The organism is Arcticibacterium sp. GJ41-1 (assembly GCF_055808875.1).
In genome coordinates, this window is record NZ_CM147888.1 from 730433 (window position 1) to 752498 (window position 22066).

Here is a 22066-nt window from a genome sequence, read left to right on the forward strand (position 1 = left end):
GATGGATAAAATTAAGGGCTGTTTAAATCAAAACAAAATGCCAATTGTTTAATAGGGTTTTATATTTTTGAGATAACAACCTAAATCATTGAATGAATGGAATTAATAAAAACCCTTACAATAATCATGATGACATTTTTAAGTATTAACGCTCAGCAGAAATCAATTAGTAAGTTGATAAGTGAAAATCCCAAGTTTGATGAATTAATAGATGTCAATGCTAAGGTGGAAATATTAGCGGACGGTTTTACTTGGGCGGAAGGCCCTGTTTGGGACAAAAAAGAAGCGTGCTTACTGTTTTCCGATGTTCCAGAAAATACTATTTACAAATATAAAGCAGGCGAAGGCCTAAGTGTTTTTCTAAACCCGTCTGGTTATACAGGAAAACATCCATACAGCTTGGAGCCAGGCAGCAATGGTCTTATAATTAATAATGATGGTGAGTTGGTAGCCTGCGAACATGGCGACAGACGCGTGACCAGAATGCCAATGAATGGTGGTGGAGGAAAATTTCCAGTATCAGATAACTGGGAAGGAAAGAGGTTTAACAGCCCTAATGATTTAGTTCAAGCAGCTAATGGTACTTATTATTTCACAGACCCACCTTATGGCTTGCCAAATAGAGAAAATGCTACTTCAAGAGAGATTGACTTGTTTGGTGTTTACAAGGTTGATGTTTCTGGCAAGACTGAATTGGCGATAGCAAATCTTAGTAGACCTAATGGCGTAGCTCTTTCTCCTGATGAAAAAACACTTTATGTGGCACAGTCTGACCCAGAGAAGGCATACATTCTTTCCTATGAAATAAAGGAAGACGGTAGCTTAGGGAAGGAGAATTTGCTTTATGATGCCACGCCTATGGTAAAAGCGGGCTACAAAGGCTTGCCAGATGGCTTGAAAACTGATAAGGACGGAAACATATTCACCACAGGACCTGGAGGTATATTGGTCCTAAGTCCACAGGGTGAATTATTGGGACGAATAGAAATTGATGCGGCTACCGCAAACTGTGCCTGGGGAGGCGATGGCTCTGTTCTTTATATTACTGCAGACATGTATTTATGTAAAATTCAGACAAAAACCGTTGGTAAAGGCTTTTAAGAAAAACTTTAACAAGGTATTTAGCATATGAGAATTAGATTTCTTTGATAATCAATAGGAATCTATATATTTTTGCGGCTCGTTTTTTAGCACAGCTATGCAAACGAACAAATTTTATATAAAAATTTAGAATGGCATTAATTAGTAGAATTAGAGAAAACTCTGTCCTTACTATAGGGATTTTGGCTTTAGCATTGTTCGCCTTTATTATCGGTGATTATTTTTCTAGCGGTTCCCTTGGCAGCAGTGGCCAGGAGAATGTAGGTGAGATAAACGGTGTAGATGTCGATTACCAGCAGTTTGTAAAGCTGGTAGATGTTCAGCGTCAACAACAAGAACTTTCAACTGGAAGATCGGCCACGGAAGCTGATTTAGCAAATATTAGAGAGCAAGTTTGGGAGCAATTAGTGCAAGACAATGCTTTTCAACCAGAATACGAAGAATTAGGAATTGACGTAACGCCAGATGAATTAAGAGAAATGGTACAAGGAACTAAAAACTTGCACCCATTTATTCGTCAACAATTTACAGACCCTAATACTGGTGTTTTCAATGAAGCTCAGCACAGAGAGTTTATCAATGCTGCTGCAAACAAAACTTTGCCAGCAGAACAGCAGTATATCTGGGATAGCTTCAAGTCTAACTTGATTCAAATTCGTAAGAGTGAGAAATATCAAAACTTGGTAAGTGTAGGTGACTACATTACTACAGCAGAAGCGAAGAAGGAGTATACTACGCAGAATAATAAAATTTCAGCCGAATATCTATATGTACCATTCTATAGTGTTAATGACACTACAGTAAAGGTTACGAATAGCGAAATAGAAAGCTATTACAGCAAACACAAAAGCGAGTATAATGGTTTTGATAGCCGTTCTTTTGATTATGTAGTTTATCAAGTTTTACCTTCAGGTGAAGACTCTACTGCTTTGCTTCAAGAAATTAACGACTTAGCTCGTGGAATGGCTGCTGCTGAAAATCCAGTAGCTTATGCTTCAGCTAATTCAGATGTGCGTAGCCCTAGCTCATACAGTGCTGGTGAACTTTCTGCAGAAGTAAAAGCTGCTGTAGCTAATACGATTGTAGGTGGAATGGTTGGTCCAATTAAAGATGGTCAGAACTACAGCATCTACAAATACATGGGTACAGAGACTGATACTGTTAGCACATTACGTGCTTCTCACATATTAATCAATACGCAGGGTGCAGACGAAACTGCAAAAGCGGTTGCGAAAGTAAAAGCTCAAGATATCTTAAATCAAATTAAAGGTGGAGCTAGCTTTGAAACTTTAGCTAGAATTAATGGTTCTGACGGAACTGCTCAGCAAGGTGGAGATTTAGGGTACTTCAGCAATGATGGTAGAATGATTCCTGCTTTTGAAAATGCTGTTTTTGGATTTAGAGGTGCTGGTTTGTTACCAAACTTGGTAGAAACGGATTTTGGATACCATATAGTTAAAGTAACTGAACCTAAATCTAACATTAAGTATAACTTAGCTACTATCACTAAAATTTTGGAACCTTCTGAAATTACATTGAACGATAGCTACCAGGAAGCAGAAAGCTTGAGAGCTGATATTTCTTCTGCGGAAGACATGAAAGCGAAAGTAGCGGAGAATGAGAATTTAGTTTTATTATCTGCTCAGAGAGTGGCTGCAGGTGCTAGGTCTTTTAACAGTGTTCAAGATGCTAGAGAGGTAGTTTTATGGGCTTACGGAAATGATGTTTCTGTAGGTGATGTGGCAGATAGAGTTTTCATAGTAGGAGATACGTACTTGATTGCAGCCCTTACCGACGCTACAGATAAAGAAAGCCCTAAAGCATCTGACTTTAAAACTCAGATTGAAGCTAAAGTGAAGAATAAGCTTAAAGCTGAGAAAATCATTGCTAAACTAGGTGATGTGTCTGATTTTGGAGCAGCTGCTAAATCTTACGGAGCTGGTGCTTTGATAGAAACAGTAGAAGATATCAATATCGCTACAGGAATGCTTAACAGTGCAGGAATTGATGCTGTAGCAATCGGGAAGGCATTTGGTTTAAAAGTGAATACAACAAGCAAGCCTTTCATAGGTCAAAATGGAGTTTTCGTTATGAAGAAAACTGCAGAAACGATGGCTCCTGAGCTTGCAGATTATAGCAAATACAAAGAAGACATTAAGCAGCGTGTAGGTGTTTATGGCTCGGCTTCTGCTGCAGATCAAGCAGTGAGAGAGGCTGCTGAAATAGTAGATAGAAGAGCTAAAATGTTCTAAAAAATATTTTCGAATAGAGAAAAGGGATACCAGCGGTATCCCTTTTTTTATGACCTTTACTGTATGAATAATTTATTTCCGGTTTTCTTGAAATTAGAGCAAATGAACCTTCTGATAGTAGGAGGTGGTTATGTTGGGCTTGAGAAATTAGAGGCCGTACTCAAAAATTCGCCTGAGACTAATATTACCATGGTAGCTCCTGAAATTTCTGAGGAGATAAGAGCCCTAGCAGCTTCTTATAAAATTAAGCTAGTTTTAGAAGCTTATAAGGCCGAACACTTAGTAGGTAAAAATTTGGTAATAGTAGGAACCGGTATAATGGCCGTAAGCGAGCAAGTACAGCGAGACTGTCGTGAGCATAACATTCTTGTCAATGTGGCGGATAAGCCCGCTTTATGTGACTTTTACCTAGGTTCTGTGGTGAAAAAAGGAGATTTGAAAGTTGCTATTTCTACAAATGGGAAATCACCGACTTTTGCAAAGAGATTTAGAGAGATATTAGAGCAGGTTTTGCCTGATTCTTTACAAGAAACATTGGATAATCTACAAGAGTTAAGAAACCGTCTAAAAGGCGATTTTGAGTACAAAGTAGAGAAGCTTAATGAAATCACTAACGTGATGAAGAAAAACGATTAGTCGTTAATTTGAAGGGCTTCTGTGGCTTTTCTTGCGGCGTCTTGTTCCGCTTTCTTTTTGTTCCAACCTCTTCCTTCGCTTACTACTTCGTCGTCCACTTTTATTTGGGCTACAAACTCCTTGCTGTGATGTTGACCATTTTCTTTGATAATGGCGAACTCCACATTTTTTCCTAGTGATTGAGACCAAGTAAGGAGTATGCTTTTATAGTTAGCGTTGTTTTTTATAACCTCATCCAGGTCATAATAGTTAGCCAAAAGGTTTTTGACAATAAAACGTTTGGTAAACCTAAATCCTTTGTCTAAATAAACGGCTCCTATGAGAGCTTCCATGGCATCACCATACATAGAGGTTCTGGCATGTGTTACTCTATTCCCGTCAAACGTTATGAGGTCGTCTAGGCCTATTTTTCTAGCTACTTGGTTAAGCGATTCTCTATTGACTATTCTAGACCTGATTTCTGTTAAAAAGCCTTCATCTTTTAATGGGTACTTTTTAAATAAATATTCGGCTATAATCATACCCAAAACAGAGTCTCCAAGGTATTCTAAACGCTCATTAGACTCTTTAAAGCCTTTTATAGAAGAGTTCTTAGAAGCTGAGGTATGTCTAAAGGCTAGATGGTACAATGAAGCATTTTTTGGTTTCTCGCCAATAATGCGTTCTACTGCTTTTCTAAATTCCCTGACTTTAACGTCTGTTTTGAAATAATCTAGTATAGTCTCTGTTACTGCCATTAAGTTTTTAGCCCTCCTGATTTATTATTTTAGGGCTATATGCCTCGCAATTTAACCATTATATTTTTTAAATATAAGTGTGGCGTTATGCCCACCAAATCCAAAGCAGTTTGACAGCACTGTGTCAATCTTTCTAGCTTTAGCTACGTTTGGTGTTAAATCAATTTTCGGGTTAATTTTTTCATCAACATTATTAAGGTTAATGGTAGGAGGCACCATTTGATGCTGAATAGCTAATATTGCCGCTACAGATTCTACAGCACCAGCTCCACCTAATAAGTGACCAGTCATAGATTTTGTAGAACTAATACTCACTTTATAAGCATGCTCCTTAAATAAGTTTTCGATGGCTGTGATTTCTTGAGGGTCACCTAAGCCGGTTGACGTTCCGTGTGTATTGATATAATCAATATCTTCAGGAACCATGTTAGCATCATTCAAGGCGTCTTCCATAGAAAGGAAAGCTCCTAAGCCTTCTGGATGCGGTGCCGTGATATGGTAAGCGTCAGAAGACATTCCACCACCCACTAGTTCACAGTATATTTTGGCTCCTCTAGCCTTGGCATGCTCATATTCTTCTAAAATAATACCTGCACCACCTTCACCTAATACAAAACCGTCTCTATCGGCATCGTAAGGTCTTGAGGCTGTTTTGTAATCGTCGTTACGTGTAGATAAAGCTCTTAAAGCGTTAAATCCGCCAATACCTGCTCTTGTTACAGCGGCTTCAGAGCCACCCGTTACACAAGCAATCATTCTACCTAACCTAATATAGTTAAAGGCATCTATCATGGCGTTGTTTGTAGATGCACAGGCAGAAACAGTTACAAAGTTTGGTCCTCTAAAACCAAATTTCATAGAGATTTGACCAGATGCCGAGTCAGCAATCATCTTTGGAATAAAGAAAGGGTTGAACCTTGGCTGCATATCATTGTCGGCAAGATTTAAAACTTCTTCTTCAAAAGTCTTAAGACCACCAATTCCAGAACCCCAGATTACACCTATTTTATTCTTATTGACTTTGTCCATGTCAAAGTTCGCGTCTAGTACTGCTTGTTCGGCAGCTACTACACCAAACTGTGTAAACAAGTCCATTTTACGAGCGTCTTGTCTTGGAATGAAGTCGGTGACTTCAAAGTCTTTCAATTCGCAAGCAAAGGTGGTTTTGTAGTTGGAAGCATCAAACCTTGTGATAGGGCAAGCACCGCTTACACCATTTTTAAGGCCTTCCCAGAATGACTCTACATCGTTTCCTATAGGGGTAAGAGCCCCTAAACCTGTAACTACTACTCGTTTTAGTTCCATATTGGTCTTGTTAAAAAAAGGGAAAGGTTCAATAGCCAACTTTAGTAAAAACTGGACATTGAACCTTCAAAATGTATTAAGAAAATTACTTAGTGTTATCTTCTAAATAAGAAATAGCCTGACCTACTGTCTGGATATTTTCTGCTTGATCGTCTGGAATAGAAACATTGAATTCCTTTTCAAATTCCATGATAAGTTCAACTGTATCAAGAGAATCTGCTCCTAAATCGTTTGTGAAAGAAGCTTCAGTAGTCACTTCTGACTCCTCAACGCCTAATTTTTCAACAATAATTTTCGTTACTTTCGATGCGATATCTGACATTATTACAATGTTTTTGGTTTAAATCACTGCAAAGAAAATTTATTTTTCTGAAACCAACAAAATACCCATTGGTTTTTTGATTTCCTTAACAATGTTGACATTTGTAATATACAATTAAAAACGGTCTTAAAATCATGATGGAAAGCCTTTTCTCAAAAAAATACAAGTCAAATAACTTCTTTCTTTTAGCCGGACCTTGTGCCATCGAGGGCCGAGACCTCGCTTTCTCTATTGCTGAGAAAATTGTCAAAATTACGGACAAATTGGAGATACCTCTCATATTTAAAGGGAGTTACAGAAAAGCCAACAGAACTAAAGCTGATTCTTTTACAGGAATAGGGGATGAGAAGGCTTTGAAGATTTTGGGTGATATTGGAAAAACTTTCAATGTTTCTACCGTTACAGATATACACGAGACTTATGAAGCCTCATTAGCTGCAGAATTTGTTGACGTTTTACAAATTCCAGCTTTTTTATGTAGACAAACCGAACTTTTGGCCGCCGCGGCTAAGACTGGCAAGGCTGTAAATATCAAAAAAGGTCAATTTATGTCTGGTGCCTCCATGGGTTTTGCGGTAGAAAAAGTTTTACAAGAAAACTCGGATGCAAATGTGATGCTGACCGAGCGTGGTAATTCTTTTGGCTACTCAGATTTAGTGGTAGATTACAGAAATATCATTGACATGAAAAAGTTTGAAGTACCGGTAGTAATGGATTGTACGCATTCACTTCAAAGACCAAATCAAACGTCAGGTGTTACAGGAGGAAACCCAGAACTAATAGGAACCATTGCAAAGGCTGCTATAGCGGTAGGTGCAGACGGTTTATTTATAGAAACCCACCCAGACCCAGCTAATGCCAAGTCGGATGGTGCTAACATGTTGCATTTAGATAATCTGGAAAAACTTTTGGAGGAATTGGTTAGGATTAGGCAGGTGGTGGTTTAGTAGTTTTAAATGTTGATTTCACTTTAGGTGAAGATTAGTTTGACTAGAGTTCTTTGTCAATATTGCCCCGTAACCGTTCTGGAATGTAGTGTAAGTAGGGTTTACACCCTCAAATACTGTAAAGAAGTTAAGCGGCTCATTCATTTTATAATAATAGTCAAAGTAAGCATCATTTACTGAGCTGACTATAACCTCTATTCGGTTTACGTTTCCTTGACCATGTGGGGGGGCTTGTTTCTGAAGTGTGCCTTCCATTTCAACATAAAACTGAAAAATGGTTTTGTTGGTTTCGAAGCAGCTTCTTTTAAAGAATTTCTTAGATGATGTATAGGAATAAACACAAGGGTTTTCTAATTCTCCAAAATCCTCAACGGAGACTACGTTTGCACTAGTAACTATGTTATCTTGATAACCTTTGATTTCAAACATTAAATAAGGAATAGATGAGGTGATCTCTGAAAGAGAAACATTGATTAATTTAGTAGGAATTCTTGGGTTTAGAGGAGATGTGGCTGGCTCATCAGAGGCCCAAACCGAGTCAATCTTTATAGTAGGTAATAGTAGTTCAGGGCTGGACGATGCTTCGGAAATTAAGTCTGAGGATACTTTGATTTGATATGAATGCCCTTCTAAAGGGGTATTGAATTCCGAAGAGTTGAATATATAGCTCTTTGGTGCAGCTTGTGACAAGCTTTCCAAGAATGCACCATCTTCATAAATGTCTACCTCTGTACTTTCTAAAAAATCATTATTAAACCTTACTTCTCCATTTGGAGGGTAGGTCTTATCAACTTTTACCTGAAAAACTTGACCAGATTGAAATTCACTAAAAACAAAAAAGCGGTCGCCCTCAAAAGGAAATTCAACCGTAATATCTTTTTCGCACGAGAAAAGGGATAGGAAGAAAAATAAGACAGATAATTTTTTCATTTGAATTTTATACTGTAGCTGATATAAGGAAGGAAAGGGATGAAATTATTTTTAGTAGTAATAATATCCCAACCTAAAAGAGTCCTTCTGCCATCATTAAATATCGATCTGTAATTGGTCTTAAGGAAAAATGAATTGTTATGGTTATAGGCATTATAAACGCCAATAGATAGTACTCGCTCATTCTTACGTTTGGTTTCTTTGGAGAAACTGGCATTTAAATCTAAACGATGATAGTTGGGGGTTCTGAAATTATTACGGTCACCGTAGATATAATTTGGATAGTTTATGTTCTCATTAATAAACAAGTTGGAATGTGATGCTAAGGGCACCGTTATAGGCCTGCCAGATTGAAATACCCAATTGGCAGAGAGATTTACTTTTGAGTTAAGCTGATAAGCTCCCGTTAGGTTTAAAGTATGCCTTCGGTCGTAATTGGCGGCGTACCACTGACCATCATTGATGTTGTCAAATTTCCTGTTATTGAGAGCATAGGTATAAGCCAGCCAGCCAGTTAAACTTCCTTTGCTTTTATCTACCATTACCTCAAGTCCATAAGATTCTCCTATTCCGTTCTTTTCAACTAGGTCTTCATAATTTGATTCCGAATTGATAATAAAATTCTGTCCGCTTTTGTAGTCAATCAAGTTTGTATATTCTTTTTTATAAATATCGACATCAAGCCTCCAAGCGTCTGCTATTTTTTGAGAAACGCCAGCACTATATTGTAATGAACGCTCAAAGGGTAATTTTTTGCTAGCAGGAATCCATAAATCATTGGGAAGCCCACCACTACTAGAGTTTAAAAGGTGAAGGAATTGCCCCATTTTAGAGAAGCCAAATTTGACGGCCGTTTTTTTAGATGGATAAACAGATAAAGAAAGGCGAGGTTCTAATGAATTATATGCAGTGTCTTGAACCGAAAAACTTGCATATCGGAGGCCAGCCTGTAGTGAAAGCCATGGTGTTACTTGAGTATTGAACTCGCTAAATACAGCAGTTTCAATTGCTTTTACTATGTCTTTATTTCCTGGAATATTTATCTCATAAGTGCTGCTAATATTAACAGGTTTATAGAAATGAGAAGTAAGTTCTCCTCCCAGAAATATTTCGCTTTTTGAGTTTGGGTAAATCTCAAAAGTACTTTTAAGCATGAGGTCCGTCAAGGTGGATTTAGATTTAAAGAAATCTTTGTTCTTGTCTTCATCTACTAAGGAAGACCCCAATCCATAGCCATAGGAAGAGTAAGCCAAGGTGTTTTTTAGGAAGACTTTTTGGCCAATTGGCTTTATGTATCTCATACTAGCCGTAAGGTTGCCCCAGTTAATCTTATATTTTTCAAAAGCCGTACTGTTATTGGATTTTACATACCAAACATCGTTACCGTTATAAACGCTAAAAATAAGCTGACTATGGTCGCTGAAAGCCTTGCTCCATTTAAGGTTTAGGTCATACAGGTTATAATTAAAATATTGCCCACCTACTTTTAAATAGCTGATGTAGGAAGGTAATAATAAAAGGGAAAGATTGGTGACTCTGGCGGCAGCCAAGTATGTTCCCATATCTTTTCCTGACTTTGTTTTTAATGGTCCTTCGAGGAGCAATCGCGAATTAATAAGACCAAGGCTAAACTCTTTATTAGTTTTTTTTGAACTCCCTTCCTTTGAATTAATATCTATTACAGATGAAAGTCGACCACCATACCTAGCTGGAAATCCGGCTTTATAAAGTTTGACATCCTGAATGGCATCAGGGTTAAAAACAGAAACTAGCCCAAATAGGTGTGTTACATTATAAACAGGCGTTTCATCTAGCATGATTAGGTTTTGGTCAGGACTGCCTCCTCTCACTAGCACGCCCGCAGTGCCTTCGGTTGCATTTGTTACGCCAGGAGTTAATGCGAGGGCTTTTAATACATCAGTTTCGCCAAAAAGTGCAGGTACTTTTTTAAGACGGTCTATAGGGATGGAGACTAGTCCAATGGGAAGTTTATAATATTCTTTGTCAGAAGATTTGATAGTGATTTCATTTAAAATATTAGATGCCGGTTTCATTTCAATATTTTGAAACTTGGAAATGCTAGTCTCATTCAAGTTTATCTCTTTGGTTTCATAGCCAACAAAAGAAAAATTTACAGGGCAAGGGCAATTTTCCAATTTTAAGGAAAAGTAGCCATATTCATTGCTTGTAGCATAAGTGCCAGAATTAGATGAGTAGATATTGACATTTGGAAGGCTTTCACCAGATTCCGCATCTCTAACATAGCCCGTTATAGTTTGAGCAAAGGTTTGACTAGCACTTAAAAGGCTGGACAAAATGAAGCTAAGGAAAAATATTTTCATTTATTAAAGTGGAAAGGTTTAATCATTTTTTATTTCACTTTCTGCTTCGCTAGGTTACTATTAAAGTGTTGATTTATAAATGAATGGTTGTATTCCCTATGAAATATTCTTGCCATGCCCACTATCAAAGAGAAAACCTATAAGAAAGGGGGAATATCCAAACAAGGTTTCCATTGCTTTGCTGAGCTCCTAGTCGCATAGATAAAGCTGACCTCTTGCTTAATGCTAAGCCTAATTCTATTTGGGCGGAATATCCCAAACTGGTTTTGTGCAGTTTCTCATTATAATCAATCATATAAACAGGGACGGGGTAGGGGCTTAAACTGGGTATTGGGTAGTCAACCCTAATGGTCTCAGGCGAAATGCTTGTTTCATGGGTGAAAGATCCTCCAAGTAATACCGCAACCTTTATTTTTTTGTTTACCACATATACTTTAGGAAGAATTTCGAATTGCAAAGAATTTGAACCTATTCGGAAAGGAGCTTTAGCGTAAACCCCAGAACCAAAATCAGTTTCATATTCATTGTCATACTCTTTGCTTGTGGATATACTTCTAAGCGAAAAATCTATTGCTAGATTCTTTTTTAGGCCTTTTTCAAAACCAAAGCCCAAATTATAACCCTTGGCTCCTCCACTTGTGTTGATTGCATATCCTGCTTGGAAATTAAAAGCGTTTTGGCCAAAAATTGGCTGAATAAAAAGAAGTAATAGGATGGTTTTTTTAAGCATGGGGTAGTTGTTTGAATTAAGTAGGTGACGGATTTTGGAAGATTAATCTTCACGGTCTGGAGTAATCGATTCGATACTAACTAGTATTAGTTGTTTAATTTTTTCTGGATTTAATACGTTCAAAGATAAATGTTTAAGTATTACATTTTAAGCCGAGTATAGAGTTTTTCCATGTTAACGTATCAATAATTGGTTTTGCAATACCAACTCAACTTTGCTACCCTTTAATCATCTTTGGTGAAAAAATAGGGCAATGGGTTTCTATTTCTTGTTTATACTTCATCCAAGCATTTTTTGTTAATTTTGTACTTTAATTGCTTTTCTAAAAAAATACAATGGCTAAAACTTTCAGAAAGAAAAAATCGGCCCCAACTAAAGAACGTAAGTCTCCTAAGAAAGAGGGTTCGTTTGGAATATCGGCTGCTCAGCTAGAGCTTATTTGTGGTGTCTTTTTCCTCATTATTTCCTTAGTGATGTTAATAGCCTTCGTTTCGTATTTATTTACGGGAGAGGCAGACCAAGATTTGGTTCAAAAAAACTTCAGAACTGCTATTGAAAACAGTAGCAAAAAAGCAGAAAACTCATTAGGGGTTTTAGGAGCTTTTATTTCACATTATTTTATTTTCAAATGGTTTGGCTATGCCGCTTTCGGTTTAATACCTATCATTTTTTTATCGGCGTTTAGGCTAGTTTTTCAGCAAGACTTATTTGAAGTTAACTTAAACAGATTTGCCAAAGGCAGTATCTTTTATGTGCTGTTTACTTCTATTTTCTTAGGCTATTTTGTTTTTCAGTTTAACCTTGGTGAGGGAGAAATAAGCGGAGGCATAGGTTATCAATTAAATCAATCGCTAAATCATGCATTGGGCTGGGGGAGTATTTTGTTGATAGTCTTGGTTCTGTTTTTATGGTTGGTTTTCTTTCATGGTCTTACTCAGATTGATAATTATTTCTCAAAGAAACCTGCTAAAGAAGAAGAGAAAGAGGCTACTGTTAGTGCAGTAACGCCAAGGGCGGAGCCTACTTTGGTGGAGAAAGAGATTGAAGAAACGCCTCCGACAGTTAAAGTGCCAGATAGTCTTCCAGCAAAACCTTTTGATGGTGGCATTGCTTTCAGCGTAGAAAACTTTGAAAATGAAGAAGAGCCTGTTAAAAAAGTAGAAGAAGAAATTCCTTTAGAAGTAGCCGAAAAGGAAAATAGCTTTTTGATAGAGGATAACGATGATAATAAGGATTTAGAGGAATTTGGGCCCTATGACCCTAAGCTAGACCTCTCTTCTTATATGTACCCACCTATAAGTTTATTGGCAGACCATAGCGGCATGAGCGGCGGAAAGGTTTCTCAGGAAGAGTTGGAGGCTAATAAGATAAACATTGTGGAGACCATGAAAAACTTCTCTATTGGAATTTCTTCTATCAAAGCCACCATTGGGCCTACAGTAACATTGTATGAGATTGTACCAGAAGCAGGGGTAAGAATTTCTAAGATTAAGAACTTAGAAGATGACATTGCCTTAAACTTAGCTGCACTAGGAATTAGAATTATAGCCCCAATGCCAGGGAAAGGTACTATTGGGATAGAGGTGCCAAATAAAAACCGAGAGATGGTTTCGGTGAAATCGGTCTTTGGTGGCGAAAAGTTTCAAAACTGTAAATATGAACTGCCCATAGTTTTAGGAAAGACTATTGCCAATGAAATCTTTATATCGGATTTAGCTAAAATGCCTCACCTTATGATGGCGGGAGCCACGGGTCAGGGTAAGTCTGTTGGTATCAATGTTATTTTGGCATCCCTATTATATAAGAAGCATCCTTCAGAAGTGAAGTTTGTGATGGTAGACCCTAAAAAGGTGGAGCTGTCTCTTTTTAATAAAATTGAAAGGCATTTCTTGGCCACGCTGCCAAATGCAGAAGATGCTATTATCACCGATACCAAAAAGGTTATATACACCCTGAATTCGCTCTGTATAGAGATGGATAATAGGTACAACCTTCTTAAAGATGCGGGTGTAAGAAATATTAGAGAGTATAATGCCAAGTTTACCAAAAGGAAACTGAATCCAGAAAAAGGGAACAGGTATTTGCCCTACATTGTCTTGGTGATTGATGAGTTGGCAGATTTGATGATGACTGCTGGTAAAGAGGTGGAGCAGCCTATTGCTCGTTTGGCTCAGTTGGCCAGAGCAATTGGGATACACTTAATAGTAGCCACCCAGCGGCCTTCGGTTAATGTGATTACAGGTTTAATTAAAGCCAACTTCCCAGCCAGAATATCTTTTAAAGTAACGGCAAAGGTAGATTCACGTACTATTTTAGATACAGGCGGGGCGGACCAATTAGTAGGTAATGGGGATATGCTCTTATCCATGGGTTCCGACATGGTCAGATTGCAGTGTCCGTTTGTAGATACTCCTGAGATTGAAGGTATTTGTGATTACATAGGAGAGCAGCGTGGCTACGAGTCTGCGTATATGTTACCCGAGTTTTTTGGTGATGATGAGCCAGATATTCTAGACTTTGACCCAACACAGTTGGATGTTATGTTTGATGATGCAGCAAGGGTTCTGGTGACTTTTCAGCAAGGAAGTACTTCTTTGATTCAGCGTAAGATGAAATTAGGTTATAACAGAGCCGGTAGAATTATTGACCAATTAGAAGGTGCAGGAATAGTAGGGCCTTTTGAGGGTAGTAAAGCCCGTGAAGTTCTTGTCAAAGACATGACAGAGTTGGAAGAAGTATTAAGAGGCCTTAAGCGAGAGAAATAACATTAAAGGCTTATTAACAATTCGGTCTTAAACTTTTCTGCTAATTTTGTGTCCAATTTGAGATAGCCATTACAGAATGGTTTGTTGCTCATAGTTTAATTGAATATAATGAAGAAAATACAGGTTTTATTGGCTCTTTTGCTTTTGGTTAATTTAGGGGCAAGTGCTCAAGATGCTAAAGCGGGAGCAGTTTTAGATGCGATGAGCACGAAGTATAAAAACATGAAAACTTTTACGGCCAATTTCTCCTACGGAGCAATTAGTGCAAGTGGTAAAAAAGGACGTGTACGTACGGGCAGCATAGCTGTCAAAGGTGTTAAGTTCAAATTAAATATGGCTGGTCAAGAGATTTACAATAATGGCTCGGAGATATTTTCTTATGTAGAAGAAACCAATGAGGTAAATGTAACTGAGTACGACGCTAGTGCTGATTCTCAATTTTCTCCTGCAAACATCTATAGCATTTATAAGAAAGGATATAAATACACGCACAAGGGTACAGCTACCATTGGTGGTGCTTCTTGTGATTTGATAGAGTTGATTCCTTTAAAAGGTAATGGAAACATTCAGAAAGTAGAAATAGGTGTAAGTAAATCTACCAAAGAAATTAAAAACTGGAAGTTAACCGACGGTTCGGGTAAAGTAACGGCTTTTGATATCGTGAAGTTTAGTCCAAACGTAACTTTGGCAGATAGCTACTTCACTTTTAATACAGCAAAGCACCCAGGAGTAGAGGTGGTGGATTTAAGATAAGCTTCGCAAAACAATATTTTGAGAATGCTCACGCTGAAAAGTGTGAGCATTTTTCTTTGATTCAAGGCTAATCTCTAATTTAGCCTGAAGGTAAAATCTAAATTTCTGAAATGTCATCGCATCATATAGTAAAAGATAAACAAGAGCCCGCTTTATTGATAGCAAACGGAGCTGCCTGCAAGTTTGAACTCATGGAAGAGCTTCTGGGTTGGTCGCCGTATGTGGTGGTGCTAGATGGTGCTATTGACAGGGTTTTGAGTTTAGGTATTAAAGTTGACGTCTTGCTGGGCGATTTTGACAGAGAAGGAGTGGATGTGGATAAAATTCGCGAAGAGCAGTTTCCCATTGAAATTGTCCACACACCAGACCAAGACAAGACCGATTTAGAAAAAGGAATTGAGTTTTTGATAGAGAAAGGTTTTCCTGCAGTAAACATACTTTGGGCTACAGGAAGGAGAATGGATCACACGATTGCGAACCTTTTAAACTTGGTAAAGTACAATTCTCAAATTAAGCTGGTGATGCTAGATGATTACTCTAAAATCATTCCTTTAGAGCCTGGTTTAACAAAATTTGAGAAGTGGTATAAGGCAGGAACGGTCATTTCTTTAATTCCTGTACCAAAAGCGGAGAATATTGAAACTTCTAATTTGAAATATCCGTTACATAAGGAGACCCTAGAAATAGGGAATAGGTTAGGCAATAGCAATGAAGTTGATAAGGACGGTTTAATGAGTATCAAATTCGAAAAAGGCAAACTATTTCTAATGGAATGTAACGATTGATACGTCTAATACAGCGTTTGATACTTATCCACAAAATAATTAGTCAATCGGCTAATTAATTTTCAGTATTATTTGAAAGTTCTAAAAAAAAATCTTTAGCTTTAGGGTGTAAGTAGCAGAAAACGTGTTATTTAGGCATTCCGCCTAGATTATGTGTTCTTTACTTAAGGCTTGAGTTTTAATGGCAATAAAATGTGGATAACTTTAGAATAGTACTATTCTAACTTGCACCTACTTTTAAATCCTTGATAATTAAGGCCTACAAAAAAAAGGACTTGTATGATTTGACAATAGATTAAAATCCAAAGAAAAATGGCACTTTTTTTTACCTATAATTCTCATTTATTTTGTAATCCTGATAAGCGAAAGTTAATGATTTAGTAACGAAAACTTAACTCACTTATCTTTGTAATACCCCTAAAATTATTTTTGTACTATGTATGTAATCAAAAGAGACGGACGCCGGGAATCGGTAAAGTTTGACAAAGTAACGGCCCGAATCGAGAGACTCTGCTACGGTCTAGATCCCAATTTTGTACAACCTGTTGAAGTTGCCATGAAAGTGGTTTCTGGGATTTATGATGGTGTTTCTACTTCACAACTTGATAGCCTTGCGGCAGAAACAGCTGCATCAATGACAACAAAGCATCCTGATTATGCACAGTTGGCAGCTAGAGTAGCAATATCAAATCTTCATAAGAATACCTTGAAGTCTTTTTCAGGTACTATGAAAATGCTTTATCAATATGAAGATCCTAAAACAGGCGAAAATGCATCATTGATAGCAAAAGACGTTTGGAAGGTAATTCAGAAAAACGCAGCCTTATTAGATTCTACAATAATTTATGACCGTGATTATGGTTATGATTATTTCGGATATAAAACATTAGAAAAATCTTACCTACTTAAACTTAATGGTAAGATAGTGGAGCGTCCTCAGCATATGCTAATGAGGGTAGCCGTGGGTATTCATGGTGAAGCTATAGAAAGAGTGCTAGAAACTTACGAGCTTCTTTCTGACAGATGGTTTACGCATGCCACTCCTACATTATTTAATGCAGGTACACCTAAGCCACAGTTATCTTCATGTTTCTTGTTAACCATGAAAGATGACAGTATTGATGGTATTTATGATACACTTAAGCAATGTGCCAAAATCTCTCAATCAGCGGGGGGAATAGGACTTTCTATCCATAATGTAAGAGCAAAGGGGTCTTATATTAAAGGAACTAATGGAACTTCGAATGGTATAGTACCCATGCTTCGTGTTTATAATGATACAGCCAGATACGTGGACCAAGGGGGTGGAAAACGTAAAGGGTCATTTGCTATTTATTTAGAGCCATGGCATGCAGATATAGATGATTTCCTTGATTTGAGAAAGAATCATGGTAAAGATGAAATGAGAGCTAGAGATTTATTCTACGCTATGTGGATTTCTGATTTATTCATGAAACGAGTGGAAGCCGATGCAGAATGGTCTTTATTCTGCCCACATGAGTGCCCAGGTTTAGCGGATGCTTATGGCGATGACTTTGAGAAATTATACGAGAAGTATGAGTCTGAAGGAAAAGCTAGAAAGCAAGTAAAAGCTCAGCAACTTTGGTTTAAGATATTAGAGTCTCAGATAGAAACAGGAACGCCTTATATCTTATATAAAGACGCTTGTAATAAGAAGTCTAATCAGAAGAACCTAGGTACTATCAAGTCTTCTAACTTATGTACCGAGATTATAGAGTTTACATCTCCTGATGAGGTGGCTGTATGCAATCTGGCTTCTATTGCTCTACCGAAATACGTCGAAATGGACGATTTTGGTAATGGTATTAAGTTTGACCATCAAAAACTTTACGAAATCACTAAGGTGGTTACTCGTAACCTTAATAAGATTATTGATGTTAACTATTATCCTGTAAAAGAAGCAGAGAATAGTAACAAAAGACATAGACCTATAGGGATAGGTATTCAGGGCTTAGCAGATACATTCATTCACTTAAGAATGCCTTTTGATTCTGCCGAAGCACAGCAATTGAACAAAGAGATCTTCGAAACTATTTACTTTGCTTCAATGGAGACTTCAATGGAGTTAGCCATAGAGGAAGGTACTTATGAAACATGGGAAGGTTCTCCAATTTCAAAAGGAATATTCCAGTTTGATATGTGGGATGTTAAACCAGAATCAAACAGATGGGATTGGGAAGACTTGAGAAAGAAAGTAGTTAAAAATGGTGTAAGAAACTCACTTTTATTAGCTCCAATGCCTACGGCTTCTACAAGCCAGATTCTTGGAAACAACGAGTGTTTTGAGCCATATACTTCTAACATTTACTCTAGAAGAGTTCTTTCAGGTGAGTTTGCTATTGTAAATAAGCACCTTTTAAGAGACTTGGTTAAGATTAACATGTGGAACGAAGGAATGAAGAATAAGCTTATAGCAGCCAATGGTTCTGTACAGCATATTGATGAAATTCCTCAAACACTGAAAGACCTTTATAAGACGTCTTGGGAGATTAAGCAAAAAGTAATTATTGACATGGCAGCCGATAGAGGGGCATACATTTGCCAAAGCCAGTCAATGAATATCTTTATGCAAGATCCTAACTTTGGTAAGCTTACATCTATGCACTTTTATGCATGGAAAGCGGGTCTTAAAACAGGAATGTATTATCTACGTACTAAAGCGGCTGTGGATGCCGTTAAGTTTACAGTAGACAAGCAAGCTCTGCAGCAAACAAAGCCTACTACAGAGAAGATTAATGAAAAACCTTTGGATTATAAGGAGTACGCTGTGAAGAACGAAGAGTTGGCGAAAGCTGCTAGTTCGTTTGTAGAGATGTCCGAAGAAGAGCAGAAGTTTGCCGCCATGCAATGCTCTTTAGATAACCCAGATGATTGTGAAATGTGCGGTTCTTAATATTTGCTTGATTTCGACTTTCGTGTATTATAATGAGCCCTGTCAATATGACGGGGCTCTCTTTTTGTGCCCATTTTAAGCAGAATAAAGGGCATAAAAAAAGAGGTGGCATAACCACCCCGCTTTTCTTTTGATCCTTAAATAAACTGTTATTAAAAGTCTTCGTCTAGAGAAAACGATTGAGAATCTTTGTCAGATGTAACACCTGCTTTTTGATACTCTCCTACACGTTTCTCAAAGAAATTAGTTTTTCCTTGTAATGATATTAACTCCATAAAGTCGAATGGATTGCTAGAATTGTATATTTTTTTCAAGTTCAATTGCTCTAACAAGTGATCAGCCACAAATTCGATATATTGACACATCAAAACCGAGTTCATTCCTATTAGCGAAACTGGAAGAGCGTCGCTTACAAACTCTTTTTCAATTTCCACAGCGTCTTTGATGATGTCATACACATCTTCATCTTTTAGCTGGTTTTTGATATGGTCTGTATAAAGTAGGCAGGCAAAATCGCGGTGCATTCCTTCGTCTCTCGAAATTAATTCGTTTGAGAAGGCTAGGCCTGGCATTAAACCTCTTTTCTTTAGCCAGAATATAGAGCAGAAAGAACCTGAAAAGAAGATACCTTCCACTACGGCAAAAGCTATAAGTCTTTCTACAAAGTTTCCATTATCTATCCATCGCATAGCCCAGTCTGCTTTTTTCTTAACGCATGGTATATGTTCCATGGCGTTGAGCAATCTGTCTTTCTCTTTTTCGTCTTTGATGTAAGTGTCTATAAGCAATGAATAAACTTCAGCGTGAATGTTTTCAATTGCAATTTGGAAACCGTAGAAACATTTGGCTTCAGCATATTGAACATTTGAGATAAAATCAACTGCCAAATTTTCATTGACTATTCCATCTGAGGCTGCAAAAAATGCTAGAACATTTGAGATGAAATGTCTTTCACCATCATTTAGGTTTTCCCAATCTGTTAAATCTTGAGACAAATCTAGTTCTTCAGCAGTCCAAAAAGATGCTTCAGCATTTTTGTAAAACTGCCATATATCAATGTGCTTTATAGGAAATATGACGAATCGTTGCGGATCGTCAATTAATAAAGGTTCAGAAATCTTTAATTCTTGATCTGTCATTACTTACGGGTATAGATTCTTAAGTTTTAATTCACTAGTACAGTATATCAAATGTAAAGAATTTATGAGTTGACTCAAAGTGATCTGTCAAAGTGACATTTATTTATTTGAAATGAGAGGTATTTCAAGTTTATTGTTTTCCATTCGATAGCGTTTGGGCTTTATAGAAAATCAAACTTTTTGATATAGTCATCTTTTATTAGATTTGTTGGCTTTTAGTTACTTGGCAATTCAAAATATAGATTATATGGGACGTTCTTCTGGACTTAAAATGAGACTCATCTTGGGTGTTGTTATGGCTGTGATAGCTTTGATAAGTTATTATGGTAAGACACAAGAAAACCCATTGACTGGCGAAAGTCAGCAGGTAGGAATGAGTCCAGAACAAGAGGTGGCGATGGGGCTTCAGTCTGCCCCTCAAATGGCTCAGGAATATGGAGGATTATATCCAGATAACGAGATTCAGCAGCAAATTAAAACTGTGGGAAATAGAATAGTCAAGAGCTTTAATGGTGCTTTAGCGGAAAGAGGTATTCAAAATCCTTATCGTTTTGATTTTCACGTTTTAAGAGATGATAGAACGGTGAATGCTTTCGCTTTACCTGGCGGTCAAATATTTATTACAGCTGGTTTATTAAGTCGTTTATCAACGGAAGACCAATTGGCTGGAATTTTAGGCCACGAAGTGGGTCATGTCATCCATAGGCACTCGGCACAGCAAATGGCTCAAAGTGCTTTTTTTCAGGGTTTGGCTGGGGCTGCTACGGCAGCTAGCGGTAGTTATGGAACATCAGAAATTGCGAATTATGTAGCTCAGGTCAAAATGATGAAGTTTGGTCGTGACGACGAATTAGAATCTGACGAGTTTGGTGTAAACTACATGATGGACGCAGGCTATAATGCGGAAGCTATGATTCAGGTAATGGAAATATTAGCAGAAGCAGGTGGTGGTGAAATGGATAGAGATGAGTTCATGAGTTCGCACCCTAGCCCGTCAAATAGAATTCAAAAGATAAAGGAGCATATAGAAAACTACCGTTCTAGGTAGTTTGGATTTCCCCAAAAATTAGCTGTTCATTTTTTAATGCTTTATAAAATCTCAAACTAAGGAAAATAGCCGCGAAGCTTAAGCCTATGAGTAAGGCATACCATATTCCGGAGGCTCCCATATCAAAGTGAAAAGCAAAAAAGTAACCCAATGGAAGTGATATGACCCAATAAGCCACGAAGGTTATATAAGCTGGGATTTTCACATCAGAGATGCCACGCAAATTCCCTAAAGCTACCGCTTGAATACCGTCGGATAATTGGAAAACTGCTGCAATTACTAAGAGCGGTTTAGCTAGTTGAATTATATCTTGATCACTAATGTAAATACCTATTAAGTCTTCATTAAACACAAGTATTATGAGCATGGTTAGTGTCATAAGAATTGTTACCAGTGTATAGGAAACATTTGATGCCAAACGTAGCTTGGGCATACTTCCTAAGCCTACGGCATTACCTACTCTTATTGCTCCAGAATATGCGATTCCTGTAGCGGTCATATACGCTGTTGCGGCTATATTAATAGCTATTTGATGTGCGGCCAAAGCATCTTCGCTTATCCAGCCCATCATAATGAGTGCTACAGAAAATGCTCCTATTTCAAACAAGAATTGAAGTCCGCTTGGAATGCTAAGTCGCAGAAGTTTTATGGTTTGCTCTTTGCTTTTCAAGAGGTTTAATTTTGGTGGAATTATATGTCTAACCTCACTAATGTAGAATAAAGCTACTAAAAGGGCTAAAAACATTATTACTCTAACTATAAGTGTAGAGTAGGCAGCACCATTTAACCCCATTTTGGGTATGAAGCCAATACCATTTATTAAAGAGTAGTTTATCACTACGTTCAAAGCCAAACCAAGAAATGTAATAAGCATGGAAACCTTTGGAAGGGATAAGCCGTCAAAAGTTTGTTTAAGAGCAAGGAATAGGAAGAGTGGAATGTTTGATAAGGTGATTATCAAAAAGAAAGGCTTTGATAGGGTATTTATATTTTGGGTTTGGCCAAGCAAGTCAAAGTTCAATAAAAGTGCTAAGCTGATGGCTGTAAGAGCCACTGAGTATATTATAGCAATAGAAATGGACGCTGTGAAAGTTTCAAGCATTTTGTTGCTATTCTTAGCGGCAAAATGCTTTGAAATTAATGGTGAAACTATAGGGAAGCCACCCACAGCAATAGAGGCTATTAGGAAGCAAAGCGAATTGGATAAGCCAGCAGCTGCTAGGGCATCTTTACCAATGAATTGGCCAATCATAATATTGTCGGAAACGCTCATTAAGACTACGCCTAATTGAGCTATGACAATAGGAAAGGCAAGGTTTAAACTAGTTTTAACTTCTTTGAAGTATTCTTTGGAGAGCAT

At 37.6% G+C, this 22066-nt stretch carries 17 protein-coding genes; 9 read left to right on the forward strand and 8 right to left on the reverse strand.

Translation table 11 applies throughout. The features are described from left to right. The first annotated feature begins 96 nt into the window (after window positions 1-96). From AC0L6O_RS03040 to AC0L6O_RS03050, 3 genes are all read left to right on the forward strand, one after another. The gene (locus AC0L6O_RS03040; protein ID WP_473306231.1) at window positions 97-1101 is read left to right on the forward strand and encodes an SMP-30/gluconolactonase/LRE family protein; all 1005 of its coding nucleotides are present in this window, start codon (window positions 97-99) and stop codon (window positions 1099-1101) included. A gap of 131 nt (window positions 1102-1232) precedes the next feature. Beyond that, window positions 1233-3353: a peptidylprolyl isomerase gene (locus AC0L6O_RS03045; RefSeq protein ID WP_473306232.1), complete on the forward strand. Its 2121-nt coding sequence runs from the start codon at window positions 1233-1235 to the stop codon at window positions 3351-3353. 63 nt (window positions 3354-3416) lie between these two features. Next, window positions 3417-3989: a precorrin-2 dehydrogenase/sirohydrochlorin ferrochelatase family protein gene (locus AC0L6O_RS03050; protein ID WP_473306234.1), complete on the forward strand. Its 573-nt coding sequence runs from the start codon at window positions 3417-3419 to the stop codon at window positions 3987-3989. Here AC0L6O_RS03050 and rnc read toward each other — a convergent pair. From rnc to AC0L6O_RS03065, 3 genes are all read right to left on the reverse strand, one after another. After that, the gene (gene rnc, locus AC0L6O_RS03055) at window positions 3986-4726 is read right to left on the reverse strand and encodes a ribonuclease III (RefSeq protein ID WP_473306236.1); all 741 of its coding nucleotides are present in this window, start codon (window positions 4724-4726) and stop codon (window positions 3986-3988) included. The genes AC0L6O_RS03050 and rnc overlap by 4 nt on opposite strands. 51 nt (window positions 4727-4777) lie before the next feature. Beyond that, window positions 4778-6031, reverse strand: a complete 1254-nt coding sequence (gene fabF, locus AC0L6O_RS03060) for a beta-ketoacyl-ACP synthase II (protein WP_473306238.1) — start codon at window positions 6029-6031, stop codon at window positions 4778-4780. Window positions 6032-6116: 85 nt separating this feature from the next. Continuing rightward, entirely contained in the window at window positions 6117-6353 is a 237-nt protein-coding gene (locus AC0L6O_RS03065) for an acyl carrier protein (RefSeq protein WP_463044995.1), read from the reverse strand. A gap of 134 nt (window positions 6354-6487) precedes the next feature. Between AC0L6O_RS03065 and kdsA the strand changes: the two genes are divergently transcribed. Beyond that, complete coding sequence (gene kdsA, locus AC0L6O_RS03070) at window positions 6488-7300, forward strand: 3-deoxy-8-phosphooctulonate synthase (RefSeq protein WP_473306239.1); 813 nt, start codon at window positions 6488-6490, stop codon at window positions 7298-7300. Between the two features lie 18 nt (window positions 7301-7318). Here kdsA and AC0L6O_RS03075 read toward each other — a convergent pair whose 3' ends face one another. The 3 genes from AC0L6O_RS03075 to AC0L6O_RS03085 all read right to left on the reverse strand — a co-directional run bounded on the left by AC0L6O_RS03075 (window position 7319) and on the right by AC0L6O_RS03085 (window position 11302). After that, window positions 7319-8230, reverse strand: a complete 912-nt coding sequence (locus AC0L6O_RS03075) for a DUF4249 domain-containing protein (RefSeq protein WP_473306241.1) — start codon at window positions 8228-8230, stop codon at window positions 7319-7321. Further along, the gene (locus tag AC0L6O_RS03080) at window positions 8227-10572 is read right to left on the reverse strand and encodes a TonB-dependent receptor (protein ID WP_473306242.1); all 2346 of its coding nucleotides are present in this window, start codon (window positions 10570-10572) and stop codon (window positions 8227-8229) included. Before AC0L6O_RS03080 ends, AC0L6O_RS03075 begins: the two co-directional genes overlap by 4 nt. 124 nt (window positions 10573-10696) lie before the next feature. After that, a complete protein-coding gene (locus AC0L6O_RS03085) occupies window positions 10697-11302 on the reverse strand; it encodes a hypothetical protein (protein ID WP_473306244.1) in 606 nt (201 codons plus the stop codon). A 335-nt stretch (window positions 11303-11637) separates the two neighbouring features. Here AC0L6O_RS03085 and AC0L6O_RS03090 point away from each other — a divergent pair, with 335 nt between their 5' ends. The 4 genes from AC0L6O_RS03090 (at window position 11638) to AC0L6O_RS03105 (ending at window position 18519) form a co-directional block, all read left to right on the forward strand. Then, window positions 11638-14067, forward strand: coding sequence for an FtsK/SpoIIIE family DNA translocase (locus AC0L6O_RS03090; RefSeq protein WP_473306245.1), 2430 nt, complete (start codon window positions 11638-11640; stop codon window positions 14065-14067). 108 nt (window positions 14068-14175) lie between these two features. Beyond that, window positions 14176-14820: an outer membrane lipoprotein periplasmic chaperone LolA1 gene (gene lolA1, locus AC0L6O_RS03095; protein WP_473306246.1), complete on the forward strand. Its 645-nt coding sequence runs from the start codon at window positions 14176-14178 to the stop codon at window positions 14818-14820. A gap of 110 nt (window positions 14821-14930) precedes the next feature. Continuing rightward, window positions 14931-15605, forward strand: coding sequence for a thiamine diphosphokinase (locus tag AC0L6O_RS03100; protein WP_473306248.1), 675 nt, complete (start codon window positions 14931-14933; stop codon window positions 15603-15605). Between the two features lie 436 nt (window positions 15606-16041). Then, window positions 16042-18519, forward strand: a complete 2478-nt coding sequence (locus AC0L6O_RS03105; RefSeq protein ID WP_473306250.1) for a ribonucleoside-diphosphate reductase subunit alpha — start codon at window positions 16042-16044, stop codon at window positions 18517-18519. 152 nt (window positions 18520-18671) lie between these two features. On the opposite strand, the gene AC0L6O_RS03110 is transcribed toward AC0L6O_RS03105, so the two are convergent. Further along, window positions 18672-19658, reverse strand: a complete 987-nt coding sequence (locus AC0L6O_RS03110) for a ribonucleotide-diphosphate reductase subunit beta (RefSeq protein ID WP_473306251.1) — start codon at window positions 19656-19658, stop codon at window positions 18672-18674. A gap of 247 nt (window positions 19659-19905) precedes the next feature. Here AC0L6O_RS03110 and AC0L6O_RS03115 point away from each other — a divergent pair, with 247 nt between their 5' ends. Beyond that, complete coding sequence (locus tag AC0L6O_RS03115; protein ID WP_473306253.1) at window positions 19906-20706, forward strand: M48 family metalloprotease; 801 nt, start codon at window positions 19906-19908, stop codon at window positions 20704-20706. On the opposite strand, the gene AC0L6O_RS03120 is transcribed toward AC0L6O_RS03115, so the two are convergent. Beyond that, window positions 20699-22066 (reverse strand): MATE family efflux transporter, encoded by a 1368-nt coding sequence (locus AC0L6O_RS03120; RefSeq protein ID WP_473306254.1) that lies wholly within the window; start codon window positions 22064-22066, stop codon window positions 20699-20701. The genes AC0L6O_RS03115 and AC0L6O_RS03120 overlap by 8 nt on opposite strands.